The sequence below is a fragment of the Dickeya sp. NCPPB 3274 genome, assembly GCF_000406205.1.
GTDB classification, from domain to species: domain Bacteria; phylum Pseudomonadota; class Gammaproteobacteria; order Enterobacterales; family Enterobacteriaceae; genus Dickeya; species Dickeya fangzhongdai.
In genome coordinates this window covers 1,399,794-1,413,476 of sequence record NZ_CM001979.1, presented here as the reverse complement: position 1 = coordinate 1,413,476, position 13,683 = coordinate 1,399,794, and the positions used below count along the sequence as shown (strand labels likewise).

Genomic DNA, 13,683 nt, shown 5'->3' with positions numbered 1-13,683 from the left:
AGGCTTATATGGCATCAACGCCCCTGCCCATGCCGGAATACAGCCGCAATATGCGGCTGATTGGACACAGCGATCAGGGCGGGCGCCCTGATGGCGTACAGGTCATGGTTCACCGAGGTTACGCCTATATTGGACACATGGTGTCCCAGGGCGTTTCCATCGTTGACGTGCGAGACCCGAAAAATCCCAAACCGGCCGGCTTCATCGCCGCGCCGCCGGGCACCTGGAACATCCATCTGCAAACCCACGATGACCTATTGCTGGTGGTTAACGCCCGCGATCTGTTCGCCGATGCCCGTTTCGCACAAGAAAAAGTCTACTACACTCGCTCCGTGGCGGAGACGGTCAGCACCGGCACACAGGATAAAAGCTGGAGCGCGGGGCTGAGGATCTTTGATATTTCCACCCCAGACCAGCCGAGGGAAATCAGCTTTCTGCCGCTGGACGGCATCGGTATCCACCGCATCTGGTACGTGGGCGGCCGCTGGGCGTACGTCTCCGCGCTGCTGGATGGCTACAGCGACTACATTTTTCTGACCATCGACCTGGCCGACCCGCGTAAACCGGAAGTTGCCGGCCGTTACTGGCTGCCGGGCATGCACACCGCCGGCGGCGAAACGCCGGACTGGCCGCAAGGCAAACGCTACGCGCTGCATCATGCCATCGTCAGCGGCGATACCGCCTACGGTAGCTGGCGTGACGGCGGCCTGACGCTGCTGGACGTGAGCGACCGCACTCAGCCGACACTCATCAGCCACCGCAACTGGAGCCCGCCGTTTGGCGGCGGCACCCATACCGCGTTGCCGTTGCCGGATCGCGACCTGCTGATCGTGCTGGATGAAGCGGTGCTGGATAATCAGGAAGACGGCGAAAAACTGATTTGGGTGTTCGATATCCGCGAACCGTCCAATCCGGTGAGCATCGCCACCTTCCCGCAGCCCAACGAAACCGATTATGTGAAAAAAGGGGCGCACTTCGGCCCGCATAATTTGCATGAAAACCGGCCGGGCAGCTTTATTAGTTCGACACTGATCTTCGCCACCTACCAAAACGCCGGGGTGCGCGCTTACGACATCAGCAACCCGTATCGACCGAAAGAAACCGGCGCGCTGGTGCCTGCCGCGCCTGAGCGCATGATGGACAAACGCCCCGGTCGGCCGCGGGTGATTCAGTCCTGCGACGTGTTTGTCGATGCGCAAGGGATTATCTACAGCACCGACTACAACGCCGGATTGTCGATTATCGAATACCGCGGCTAACCGCCGGGAGAATGCGCGCCGCCGTCCGGTAGCGCGCATTCTCGCCGTCTCTTGCGTCAGTAATTAATCCAACGCCAGTACCGACACCCACATCGGACCCTGACCGACCGGATAGCGGGCCAGCGGCGTCAGGCCGCCGTTATCCGGCTGGATACGATAGACTTCAATGTGATGGGATTTCTGACCGGCAGCGATCAGGAACTGGCCGCGGTGGTCGATATTAAAGCCGCGCGGCTGGGCTTCCGTCGGCTGGTGACCGACCAGCGTCAGCGTGCCGTCCTGCGCCGACACCTGGAAAATACTCAGCAGGCTGGCGGTGCGATCGGTGGTGTACAGGTGGCGGCCGTCCGGCGTGATGTGGATATCCGCCGCCCAGCAGGTATCGGTGAAATCAGCCGGCATGGCGTTCAGCGTCTGGATGCGGCGGCCTTCGCCCTGTGCGTCCAGTTCGAACACATCCACCGAGCTGTTCAGCTCGTTGATGCAATAGGTAAAACGGTTATTCGGATGGTACGCCATATGACGCGGCCCGGCGCCGGCAGCCGCACGCTGCTCGGCAGGCTGATGCTCGGCCAGACGGCCATCGCCGCCGACATCGTACAGCCGGATACGGTCTTCTTTCAGGCATGGCGCCCACAGTACGCGGTTAGCCGGGTCGATATTGGTGGAGTGGCAGCCTTCCAGCCCATCCAGTTGCTGGATCGGCGCCTGCGCCACGCCGTCTTCGCCAATCGGGCTGACGCTGACGCAGGCGTTGCTGTAAGACGCGCTGAACAGGAAACGCCCGGCGTGATCGGTGGACAGATGCGTCGGGCTGCCCGGCAGCGGCGCTACGCCGGCTTCGCTCAGTTTCCCCTGTTCGTCAATACGGTAGCTGAGCACGCGAAACTCAGGGCGCACACCGACATACAGGTGGCGCTGATCCGGCGCGATCACCATCGGCTGCACCTGTCCGGGCACCTCAACCACCTGTAACAAGCTCAATTCTCCGCTGGAAGCGAGTTGCCAGACATGGATCTGCTGGCTTTCCGGACTGGCGATATAAACCACTTGCTGCATTCGATTCTCCTTGTTGGCCTCAATGAGGCGGCAGGCGCGCGCCTCGTTACGCTCAGGCTATGCTCTCGTTTATCGGTGGTGACTCTTATCGGTGATGACGTTCGCATAAGAACCAGCACGGAAAAAGGGCCTGTTGATCAGGGCGGCTGACAGTGTACCATCGGGAAGAAGTGAACCCGATAACCCGATGAGAATACCATGACCTATCGCATCATTGCCCTCGATCTGGACGGCACGCTGTTAACGCAAAAGAAAACCATTCTGCCGGAATCGTTGCAGGCGCTGGCGCAAGCCAGACAAGCGGGCATCAAGGTCATCATCGTGACCGGTCGCCACCATTCGGCGATCCATCCGTTTTATCAGGCGCTGGCGCTGGATACTCCGGCGATCTGCTGCAACGGCACCTACCTGTACGACTACCAGACCGGGCAGACCGCCGAAGCCAATCCGCTTACGCCGGCGCAAGCCAAAAGCGTCCTGCAACGGTTGCAGCAGTTTGCTATCCACGGCCTGATGTACGCGGACGACGCCATGCTCTACCAGCATATTACCGGTCACATTACCCGCACTCAGGCCTGGGCGGAAAATCTGCCCGAGTCGCAACGCCCGATGTTTCGCCAAGTGGACGACCTGCTGGCCGCCACCGACCACACCCGTTCAATCTGGAAATTCGCCACCCACCACACCGATACCGCCGCCCTGAACGACTTCGCCCATCTGGTGGAGCAGGAACTGGGTCTGGCCTGCGAATGGTCGTGGATGGATCAGGTGGATATCGCCCAGACCGGCAACAACAAGGGCCGCCTGCTGCAGCGCTGGGTGGAATCGCAAGGATTCAGCATGAACGAGGTGGTGGCGTTCGGCGACAATTTCAACGACATCAGCATGCTGTCGGCCGCCGGGCTGGGGGTAGCGATGGGCAACAGCGCCGACGAAGTGAAAGCGCACGCCAGGCTGGTGATTGGTCATAACGAGCAACCCGGCATCGCCGAGGTGATTCGCAGCCGGGTGCTGGCCTGAACCGCTACGGTCCCCGCCGAAACGGGGGCCGTGTCTAAGAGACTATCCCATTAGGGCTATTTCACTTGCCATTTTGGCCCTGGGCAGTGCTCGAAATCCTCACGAACTCCGTGTACGCTCCGGTTTACTCGCTGCGCTCGCCCGTTGGGCCGGACAAAGCACTTTGTCCGTTCAACATGCAACGCATGTTGTCTGCGCGCTGTCCGTGTCCAAACTGGCTGCGCCAATAACGCCTACTGGGATAGGCTCTAAGTCAGGTCAGATGTTAAGCCGTAATCGACACGCTCTTGATCTGAGCGTACAGGCTCTGCCCGGAGGTCAACGCCAGCTCGTCCCGCGCCCAGGGAGTAATGCGCGCCCACAGAACCTGCCCGCCGATATCCAGTTTGACTTCAACCTGCTCGCCCACGTCAAGGCACTCCATCACCCTGGCGGACAGCACGTTGCGGATACTGCTCGCCGTCGGGCGCTGCGTCACCAGCGACACGTCCGCCGCATTGATGCGAATACGCAGCGCCGAGGCGAGCGGCGCGTCGACGCGCCCAACCCACAGATGCTGTTCGCCCAGCGACAGCGCGGTCATGGCGTAATGCGGGTGGTGCTCCATCACCGTCACCTTCAGGATACTGCTCTGTTCCTCGCGCGGCAGCCAGGCCCGCAGCGCGTTACTGGCCCACACCTCTTCCAGCGAACCCTGAGCCTTAACCTGCCCTTTGTCCAGCACCAGCACCTTGTCCGCCAGCCGCAGTACCTCTTCCAGACTGTGGCTGACATACAGGATCGGCGTGTTAACCTCGCGCGCCAGCCGCTCCAGATAAGGCAGCAGCTCGCGCTTGCGCGGCACATCCAGCGATGCCAGCGGCTCATCCATCAGCAACAGTTCCGGCGCGGTCAGCAGCGCGCGGCCAATCGCCACCCGCTGTTTTTCGCCGCCGGACAAGGTGAGCGGGTAACGCTTGAGCAAATGCCCGATACCGAGCAACTGCACGATATCGTCGAACTGCGCCTGCATCTGCGCCGCCATGCCGTAACGCAGATTCCCCAACACCCGGTAGTGCGGAAATAGCCGCGCATCCTGAAAAACGTAGCCGATGCGCCGTTTTTCAGGCGGCAGGAACACGCACGCCTTTATCCTGATCGGACAGTACCCGGTCGTTAAGCTGAATCCGTCCCTTATCCGGTCGGGTCAGGCCGACAATAGCGTTGATCAGCGATGTTTTACCGGCGCCGGATACCCCGAATACGGCGGTAATCCCGCTGGCGGGAAGCTGGGTGGCGACGTTGAGCGTCAGGTCGCCCAGTTGCTGAGTAAAATCCAGTTGCAGCATTATCCCCCCAACCGCTTGCGGCTCCAGCGCGTGAGCCATTCCGACAACAACAACGACACCAGCGACAGCGCGATGGCGATGAGACACAACCGGGCGGCCTGCATTTCCGCGCCCGGCGTTTCAATCAGCGTATACATGGCATTCGGGATGGTGCGGGTTTCACCTGGAATGTTGGAAACAAAGGTGATGGTGGCGCCGAACTCCCCCAGCGAACGGGCGAACGCCAGTACGGTGCCGACAATGATGCCGGGCAACGTCAACGGCAGCGTGATGGTGAAAAACACCCGCCAGCGGCCGGCGCCAAGCGTGCGCGCCGCCAGCTCCAGCCGGGTATCCACCGCTTCCAGCGCCAGCCGGATGGCACGCACCATCAGCGGGAACGCCACCACCGCCGAGGCCAGCGCCGCGCCATGCCAGCTAAAACTGAAGCTGAAACCGAACCAGCTATAGAGCCAACTGCCTACCACGCCTTTGCGCCCCATGATGATCAGCAACAAATAGCCGATCACCACCGGCGGCAACACCAGCGGCAGGTGGATCACGCTGTCCAGCAGCGACTTGCCGACAAAGCGGCAACGCGCCAGCACCCAGGCGGCCAGAATGCCCAGCGGCAGACTACAACTGACCGCCACCAGCGATACCTTGAGGCTCAGCGAGACCGCCTGCCATTCGTAATCACTGAGCAGCATTAACCGGCGTGAATCCGTATTGTTTAAACACCACCGCCGCCTGAGGCGTTTTCAGGTAGTCAAAGAAGGCTTTGACCGCCGGGGTGTTGTGCCCTTTGACGATAGCCATCGGGTATTCCACCGGTTTGTGGGTATTGGCCGGGAAAATGCCGACCACTTTCACTTTGGTGCTGGCGACCGCATCCGAACCGTAAACAATCCCCAGCGGGGCTTCTTCGCGTTCTACCAGCACCATGGCGGCACGCACGTCATTGGCGCGGGCCATCAGCGGCGACAGCGTGTCCCAGGCATTCAGTTTCTGCAACGCCTCTTTGGCGTAGATGCCGGCCGGCACGTGATCCGGGTCGCCCACCGACAGACGTCCGCCTTTCAGCAGGCCTTTCCAGTCGGTTTTGTCATCGATCTTGAACCCTTTGGTGTCGGAAGACTTGGGCGCAATCACCACCAGTTCATTGCCCAGCAGGGTGTAACGGGTGTCGTTTTCGGTCAGTTGCTTGCCCTGGGCGTAATCCATCCACTGCTGATCCGCCGAGATGAACAGGTCGGCAGGCGCCCCTTGTTCAATCTGACGCGCCAGCGTCGACGACGAGGCGTAAGACGCCACGATGGAAACCTGTTTTTCCTTCTGATATTGCGCGGCGATATCCTGCAACGCATTGGTCAGCGAAGCGGCGGCAAACACGGTTACCTTGTCCTGCGCCAGCGCCGTATTCGCGCTCATACCCAGCGTTAACGCGGCAGCGGTCAGCCAGTAAGTCCATTGCTGTTTCATTTTGTCTCCCGAGGTTTTCGTTGTGTAGTTAGTAACATAACGATAAATACCGAATCTTGACCGCCTTGTCATTGTTCTTAAGCAAAAAAAATCCGGCAAATGCCGGATTCGTCAGAAAGGGAAATCTGGGAAGGGATTATTTGCGCGCCGCAGCCGACTCGCGATGACCGATGGCGGAAAACAGGTTGAAGACTTCGCCCAACCCATAAATGGCTCCCAGAATCAGCGCCATCATTACCGGCACCATGCACACCGCAAACAGCAGGCTTTTCAGCAATTCCAACATATCGACCTCGTCTTTCATCGTGGCTGGCCGTCGCGCCGCCAGCCTCTCATTGATTCAGGGTAGACTATCCTAACCCCCATGACTGCTGATGAGTTTACCTGAATCGCCGGAATTAGAGCGGCCATTTGTGCGGTTTGCCTGTTTCGCGCAAAACGATGACAATACAAACGATTAGCGACCCAGATACGGATGTGACCATGCAAGCAGAAATTCTCCTTACCCTGAAACTCCAGCAGCGGCTATTCGCCGACCCGCGTCGCATCGCGCTGCTCAAGCAAGTGCAGCAGACCGGCTCCATCAGTCAGGGAGCCCGGCTGGCCGACATCAGCTACAAAAGCGCCTGGGACGCGATTAACGAGATGAACCAACTGGCGGAGCAGACCATCGTCGAGCGCACTACCGGCGGCAAAGGCGGCGGCGGCGCGATGCTGACGCGCTACGGCGAACGCCTGTTGCAACTGTATGACCTGTTGGCGCAGATCCAGCAGAAAGCCTTCGATGTGCTGCAGGATGATACCCTGCCGCTGGACAGCCTGCTGGCGGCCATCGCCCGCTTTTCGCTGCAGACCAGCGCCCGTAATCAGTTTTTCGGCACCGTACTGGAGCGCGACCAGCAGCAGGTACAGCAGCATCTGTCGATCCTGCTGGCGGACGGCCGTACCCGCATTCAGGCCGCACTAACCCAGCAGAGCGCCGATCGGCTGCAACTGACCAGCGGCAAAGAAGTGCTGGCGCTGATTAAAGCGCCCTGGGTCGCCGTCACCCCGCAAACCGCGCCCGCGCCCGCTCACGACAATGTCCTGCCCGGCCGAATCAGCCATCTGCAGCCCGGTCCGGCGCAAAGCGAAGTACTGGCCACGCTGGAAGGCGGCGAAGTGGTGTGCGCCACCCTGCCCAATGATGACGTGACGCGCCAGGGCCTGCAGCCGGAGATGGCGGTTTACGCCAGTTTTAACGCCGACCGGGTGATTATCGCCACCCTGTGCTAACGCGCGCACGGCACAACGCACCTTGACAAGCCGGCCGCTTCCCTTTACCCGTAGAAGTTCTGTCATTTCGCAAAGGGAATCATCATGTCATTGCTGCACATCCATCAGGCGCAGTTCCGGTTAAGCGATACCCGGATGATGCGTCTGGATGAACTCACGCTGCATCAGGATCAGTGCTGGGCGTTCGTCGGCGCCAACGGCAGCGGGAAGTCGGCGCTGGCGCGCGCGCTCTCCGGCGAGCTGCTGCTGTTGTCAGGACAGCGCCGGTGTGACTTCCGGCGCGTGGCGCGCCTCTCTTTCGAGCAGTTGCAGCAGTTGGTGTCGCTGGAGTGGCAACGCAACAACACCGATATGCTAAGCGCCGACGAGGACGACACCGGGCGTACCACCGCCGAGGTGATCCAGGACGGCGTGCACGACGCCGACCGCTGCCGCCAGTTGGCGACGCAATTCGGCATCCTCCCTCTGCTCGACCGACGTTTCAAATACCTCTCTACCGGCGAAACCCGCAAGACCATGCTGTGTCAGGCGCTGATGGCGCAGCCGGACCTGCTGATTCTCGACGAACCGTTCGACGGGCTGGACGTCGCCTCACGCGCGCAGTTAGCCGACCTGCTGGCGTCGCTGGCGGCACAGGGGCAAACACTGGTGCTGATTCTCAACCGCTTCGAGGATATTCCGGCGTTTGTCGGCCAGGTCGGCGTGCTGGCGGATTGCACCCTGACCCGGCAAGGCGCCCGCGAGGCGATTTTGTCCGATGCGCTGGTGTCGCAGCTGGCGCACAGCGAAACCCTGGCCGATACCGCGCTACCGGAAGCGGAAGACCCGACCCAGCGCCAGACCTTGCCGCCGGATCAACCGCGTATTCGTCTGCTGCACGGCGTGGTGAGCTACAACGATCGCCGCATTCTGGACGACCTGAGCTGGGAAGTACTGCCGGGCCAGCACTGGCAAATCGTCGGGCCGAACGGCGCGGGCAAATCCACCCTGCTTAGCCTGATCACCGGCGACCACCCGCAGGGCTACAGCAATGACCTGACGCTGTTCGGCCGTCGGCGCGGCAGCGGCGAAACCATCTGGGATATCAAGCGTCACATCGGCTACGTCAGCAGCAGCCTGCATCTGGAGTACCGCGTCAGCACCAGCGTGCGCAACGTGATCCTCTCCGGCTTCTTCGATTCCATCGGCATTTATCAGGCGGTGTCGGACCGCCAGCGCTTTCTCGCCGCCCAGTGGCTGGAACTGCTCGGCCTGCCGGACAGCGTGGCCGACGCCCCGTTCCAGTCATTGTCCTGGGGCCAGCAACGGCTGGCGCTAATTGTACGCGCGCTGGTGAAACACCCGGCACTGCTGATCCTGGATGAACCGCTGCAGGGATTGGACCCGCTCAACCGTCAGCTTATCCGCCGCTGGCTGGATATTCTGATCGGTCAGGGACAAACCCAACTGCTGTTCGTCTCTCACCACGCGGAAGACGCGCCGGACTGCATCACCCATCGTCTGACTTTTGTGCCACACGACGACGGCTACCGCTACCAGATAGAAAACCGCTGACCTTTCACAGACGGTTTCGCCGCAGTCGAAACCGTCGCCTCACGCGCTTTGGCGATCGATTTAGTGATAACGCTACCACAAAGAATGCAACGTATTTCACCCGGCACCACATCGCGCTATGCTGGTCGCTCACTCGATCAGGGAAGGGGTGAAAAGTGAGCCTACAGCCTTAATTATCGCTATTTACGGCGTTGATCACCTTTTTCCTGCTATGGTCATGCTATTTTTCCAATCAGTTTTCTGCGACAGAGGTCATTATGAAAGTATTGGTTACAGGTGGTAGCGGTTACATAGGCAGTCATACCTGTGTGCAACTGATCGCCGCCGGCCATCAGCCGGTTATTCTCGACAACCTGTGCAACAGCAAATCCAGCGTGGCCGACGCCATTACCCGTGTCAGCGGACAGGCGCCGGTGTTCTATCAGGGCGATATCCGCGACCGCGCACTGCTGCAGACCATTTTTGCCGAACATCACATCGGCGCCGTGATCCACTTCGCCGGTCTCAAGGCGGTGGGCGAATCGGTCCGCGAACCCATCAGCTACTACGACAACAACGTGTACGGCACGCTGACGCTGGTGGAAGCCATGAAACAGGCGGGCGTCAAGACGCTGATTTTCAGCTCCTCCGCCACCGTGTATGGCGACCAGCCGCAGATCCCGTATCAGGAAAGTTTCCCCACCGGCACCCCTGCCAGCCCCTACGGTCGCAGCAAACTGATGGTGGAGCAGATCCTGCAGGATTTGCAGCGCGCGGAACCGGACTGGAGCGTGGTGCTGCTGCGCTACTTCAACCCGGTGGGCGCGCATCCTTCAGGCGAAATGGGCGAAGATCCGCAGGGCGTACCCAACAACCTGATGCCTTACATCGCCCAGGTGGCGGTGGGCCGCCGCGACTCGCTGGCGATTTTCGGCAACGATTATCCAACCGCTGACGGCACCGGCGTGCGGGATTATATCCACGTGGTGGATTTGGCCGATGGTCATGTCGCCGCCATGAATACCCTGCACGGCAAGCCCGGCGTACACACCTATAACCTCGGCGCCGGCGTGGGTTACAGCGTACTGCAGGTGGTGGAAGCCTTCAGCCGTGCCTGCGGCAAGCAACTGCCGTACCATTTCGCGCCCCGCCGTGACGGCGACCTGCCCGCTTACTGGGCCGACGCGGAAAAAGCCGCCCGCGAACTTAACTGGCGCGTCAGCCGGACGCTGGACGAAATGGCCGCCGATACCTGGCGCTGGCAGTCCCGCCATCCGAATGGCTTTTCAGACTGACAGGCAGTGATAAGACACCGTTTTCAGGACGCATCGTTTTTCCGATAGCAACGTTTTTCGATGACAGAAATAAGGTATCCCATGGCGTATTTTGACCCCGTTGAACATCCGCATCGTCGCTACAACCCGCTGACCGGTCAGTGGGTGCTGGTATCGCCGCACCGCGCCAAACGTCCGTGGCTGGGGCAGCAGGAAAGCGTGTCGTCCGACCCGCTGCCGTCGCATGACCCTACCTGTTTCCTTTGCCCCGGCAACGTGCGGGTAACCGGCGATGCCAACCCCGATTATCCGGGCACCTTCGTTTTCACCAACGATTTCGCCGCGCTGATGACCGACACCCCGGAAGCGCCGGAAAATAGCGATCCGCTGATGCGCTGCCAGAGCGCACGCGGCACCAGCCGGGTGATCTGCTTTTCGCCGGACCACAGCAAAACCCTGCCGGAACTGTCGCTCGGCGCGCTGGAACAGGTGGTCGCCACCTGGCAACAGCAGAGCGCCGAACTGGGGCAAACGTACCCGTGGGTGCAGGTGTTCGAAAACAAAGGCGCGGCGATGGGCTGCTCCAACCCGCACCCGCACGGCCAGATCTGGGCCAACGATTTTCTGCCCAACGAAGCGGAACGGGAAGACCGGCTGCAACGCGACTATTTCCAGCAGCACGGCTCGCCGTTGCTGGTGGATTATCTGCAACGCGAATTGCAGGACGGCGCGCGTCATGTGGTGGAAACCGAGCACTGGCTGGCGGTGGTGCCCTACTGGGCGGCCTGGCCGTTTGAAACGCTGCTGCTGCCCAAAGCCCACACCCTGCGCCTGCCGGACGTCACCGCGGCACAGCGTCAGGATCTGGCGCTGGCGCTGAAGAAACTCACCAGCCGCTACGACAACCTGTTCCAAACCTCGTTCCCCTACTCCATGGGCTGGCACGGCGCGCCGTTCACCGACGGCGATCATCAGCATTGGCAGTTGCACGCACATTTTTATCCGCCGCTGTTGCGTTCCGCCACGGTGCGCAAATTCATGGTGGGCTACGAAATGCTGGCGGAAACCCAACGCGATTTGACCGCCGAGCAGGCCGCGGAACGGCTGCGTGCCGTCAGCGACATTCACTATCGCGACAACAATTACCGCGACGACAATTACCGTGACGACAGTCACTCTCGTGATTCAGGAGTTCAGGCATGACCTTATCAGCACGCACCCAGGCGGTTTTCCAGCAGCAGTTCGGTTACCCGGCGACGCTTACCGTACAGGCGCCGGGCCGGGTCAACCTGATAGGGGAACACACCGACTACAATGATGGCTTTGTGCTGCCGTGCGCCATCAACTATTCGACCACCATCAGCGCCGCGCCGCGCAATGACCGGCAAATCCGCGTCATCGCGGTGGACTACGACAACCAGCAGGATCTGTTTTCGCTGGATGCGCCGATCGAACATCATCCGCAATGGCAGTGGGCGAATTATGTCCGTGGCGTTATCAAGCATCTGAAAACACGCTGCGATGCCTTTGGCGGCGCGGATCTGGTGATCAGCGGCGACGTGCCGCAGGGCGCGGGTCTGAGTTCGTCGGCATCGCTGGAAGTGGCGGTCGGCAAGGCGATTCAGGCGCTGTACCAGCTACCGCTGGACAATGTGGCGCTGGCGCTCAATGGTCAGGAAGCGGAAAACCAATTCGTCGGCTGCAACTGCGGCATCATGGACCAGATGATTTCGGCGCAGGGCAAGCGCGGTCATGCGCTGCTGATTGACTGCCGTTCGCTGGAGACGCGTTCGGTGTCCATGCCGGACAACGTGGCGGTGGTGATCATCCACTCCAACGTCAAACGCGGTCTGGTGGGCAGCGAATACAATACCCGCCGCCAGCAGTGCGAAGCGGCGGCGCGTCATTTTCAGGTCAAGGCGCTGCGTGACGTCAGCGAAGCGGATTTCGCCGCCAAAGTCGATGGACTGGATGAAGTGGTGGCCCGCCGCGCCCGCCATATCATTACCGAGAACGCCCGCACCCTGGCGGCGGCCGACGCGCTGACGCGCGGCGACCTGCGCCAGATGGGCGAACTGATGGCCGCCTCCCATGCGTCGATGCGAGATGATTTCGAAATCACCGTACCGCCCATCGACACGCTGGTGGACATTGTCAAAGCCGTGATCGGCGACGAAGGCGGCGTGCGCATGACCGGCGGTGGATTTGGTGGCTGTATCGTGGCGTTGATCCCACAACAGCACGTGACAGCGGTGCAAAATGCCGTGATGCGGGACTATCCGGCGAAAACCGGATTGCAACCCACCTGTTACGTCTGTCAGGCCTCGCCAGGAGCCGGTTATGTCGAATGACCCTGTTGAACCGCGCGCGCCGCAAACGGCGCTCGCCCCGGATGGTCAGCCGTTTCAGCTGACTGTATTGCAAAATCGCCACGGTACGCGGGTAACGTTGATGGATTGGGGAGCCACCTGGCTCTCCTGCCAGTTGCCGCTGCCCGGCGGCGCAACGCGTGAAGTGCTGCTGGGCTGCGCGCCTGAACAGTACCCGCATCAGGCCGCCTATCTGGGCGCGTCGGTAGGGCGCTACGCCAACCGTATCGCCAACGCCACCCTGCGTCAGGGCGATGCGCTCATCCGCCTGCACGCCAATCAGGGCGTACATCAGTTGCATGGCGGGCCGGACGGCTTTCACGCCCGGCGCTGGCAAATACTGCAACAGAGCGACGATCAGGTCATCTACCAGTTGCATTCGCCGGACGGCGATCAGGGCTTTCCCGGCGCGCTGACCGCGCAGGTCAGTTACCAACTGACCGACCAGAATGCGCTGGACATCGAGTATCAGGCGGAAGTAGACCAGCCCTGCCCGGTGTGCCTGACCAACCATGCCTATTTCAACCTCGACGGCGCGCCGACCGACGTGCGGCAGCACCAGCTGCAACTGATGGCGGATTACTATCTGCCGGTGAATCAGGACGGTATTCCCGGCGATACGTTGCGGGACGTGGCGAACGGCAGTTTCGATTTTCGTCAGCCCAAAACACTGTTACAGGATTTTCTGGCCGATGCGGACCAGCAGGCCGTTCGTGGTTACGACCACGCTTTTCTGCTACACCGCACCGGCGGCTCCGGCGAGAGCCCGGCCGCCAGCCTGTGGTCGGCGGACGGCAAGGTGCAGATGCAGGTGTACACCAGCGCACCGGCGTTACAGCTCTACAGCGGCAACTTTCTGGCCGGTACGCCGTCACGCGACGGCACGCCTTATGCCAACTACGCCGGGCTGGCGCTGGAAAGCGAATTTCTGCCGGACAGCCCCAATCATCCGGACTGGCCGCAACCCGACTGCTGGCTGAAACCCGGCAAGCGCTACCGCTCGCTGACCCGCTATGCGTTTATCGTCAGTCCTGCCGAAAACCCGGCAGATTGACAAACTGAGAGCCAGCCCGGCTGGCTCTTTACAAATCTGTGCAAATTCCTG

General features: G+C 61.0%; 12 protein-coding genes and 1 pseudogene. 8 read left to right on the top strand and 5 right to left on the bottom strand.

Features of this window, described 5'->3' with window-relative positions; genetic code table 11:
• Window positions 1–8 precede the first annotated feature (8 nt).
• Window positions 9–1,259, top strand: coding sequence for an LVIVD repeat-containing protein (locus DXX3274_RS07115; protein ID WP_042859218.1), 1,251 nt, complete (start codon window positions 9–11; stop codon window positions 1,257–1,259).
• Window positions 1,260–1,322: 63 nt separating this feature from the next.
• On the opposite strand, the gene pgl is transcribed toward DXX3274_RS07115, so the two are convergent.
• Window positions 1,323–2,318, bottom strand: a complete 996-nt coding sequence (pgl, locus tag DXX3274_RS07110; RefSeq protein ID WP_042859217.1) for a 6-phosphogluconolactonase — start codon at window positions 2,316–2,318, stop codon at window positions 1,323–1,325.
• Window positions 2,319–2,516: 198 nt separating this feature from the next.
• Here pgl and DXX3274_RS07105 point away from each other — a divergent pair, with 198 nt between their 5' ends.
• Entirely contained in the window at window positions 2,517–3,338 is an 822-nt protein-coding gene (locus DXX3274_RS07105; RefSeq protein WP_042859216.1) for a pyridoxal phosphatase, read from the top strand.
• A 265-nt stretch (window positions 3,339–3,603) separates the two neighbouring features.
• Here the strand turns inward: DXX3274_RS07105 and modC are convergent.
• From modC to DXX3274_RS22715, 4 genes and pseudogenes are all read right to left on the bottom strand, one after another.
• Window positions 3,604–4,666: pseudogene (gene modC, locus DXX3274_RS07100) on the bottom strand (molybdenum ABC transporter ATP-binding protein ModC).
• Window positions 4,666–5,355 (bottom strand): molybdate ABC transporter permease subunit, encoded by a 690-nt coding sequence (modB, locus tag DXX3274_RS07095; RefSeq protein ID WP_042859215.1) that lies wholly within the window; start codon window positions 5,353–5,355, stop codon window positions 4,666–4,668. The pseudogene modC and the gene modB overlap by 1 nt, the downstream one beginning before the upstream one ends.
• Window positions 5,342–6,127, bottom strand: a complete 786-nt coding sequence (gene modA, locus DXX3274_RS07090) for a molybdate ABC transporter substrate-binding protein (protein ID WP_042859214.1) — start codon at window positions 6,125–6,127, stop codon at window positions 5,342–5,344. The genes modB and modA overlap by 14 nt, the downstream gene beginning before the upstream one ends.
• Before the next feature lie 136 nt (window positions 6,128–6,263).
• Window positions 6,264–6,413: an AcrZ family multidrug efflux pump-associated protein gene (locus tag DXX3274_RS22715; RefSeq protein ID WP_038668761.1), complete on the bottom strand. Its 150-nt coding sequence runs from the start codon at window positions 6,411–6,413 to the stop codon at window positions 6,264–6,266.
• Between the two features lie 197 nt (window positions 6,414–6,610).
• On the opposite strand from DXX3274_RS22715, the gene modE reads away from it, so the two are divergent.
• The 6 genes from modE (at window position 6,611) to galM (ending at window position 13,632) form a co-directional block, all read left to right on the top strand.
• Entirely contained in the window at window positions 6,611–7,402 is a 792-nt protein-coding gene (modE, locus tag DXX3274_RS07080) for a molybdenum-dependent transcriptional regulator (RefSeq protein ID WP_042859213.1), read from the top strand.
• Window positions 7,403–7,486: 84 nt separating this feature from the next.
• A complete protein-coding gene (gene modF, locus DXX3274_RS07075; protein WP_042859212.1) occupies window positions 7,487–8,956 on the top strand; it encodes a molybdate ABC transporter ATP-binding protein ModF in 1,470 nt (489 codons plus the stop codon).
• A 257-nt stretch (window positions 8,957–9,213) separates the two neighbouring features.
• Entirely contained in the window at window positions 9,214–10,230 is a 1,017-nt protein-coding gene (galE, locus tag DXX3274_RS07070; protein WP_042859211.1) for a UDP-glucose 4-epimerase GalE, read from the top strand.
• An 81-nt stretch (window positions 10,231–10,311) separates the two neighbouring features.
• Window positions 10,312–11,412 (top strand): galactose-1-phosphate uridylyltransferase, encoded by a 1,101-nt coding sequence (gene galT, locus DXX3274_RS07065; protein ID WP_042859210.1) that lies wholly within the window; start codon window positions 10,312–10,314, stop codon window positions 11,410–11,412.
• Window positions 11,409–12,560, top strand: coding sequence for a galactokinase (gene galK / locus DXX3274_RS07060; RefSeq protein ID WP_042859209.1), 1,152 nt, complete (start codon window positions 11,409–11,411; stop codon window positions 12,558–12,560). The genes galT and galK overlap by 4 nt, the downstream gene beginning before the upstream one ends.
• Window positions 12,550–13,632 (top strand): galactose-1-epimerase, encoded by a 1,083-nt coding sequence (galM, locus tag DXX3274_RS07055; protein ID WP_042859208.1) that lies wholly within the window; start codon window positions 12,550–12,552, stop codon window positions 13,630–13,632. Before galK ends, galM begins: the two co-directional genes overlap by 11 nt.
• The last annotated feature ends 51 nt before the right edge of the window (window positions 13,633–13,683 follow it).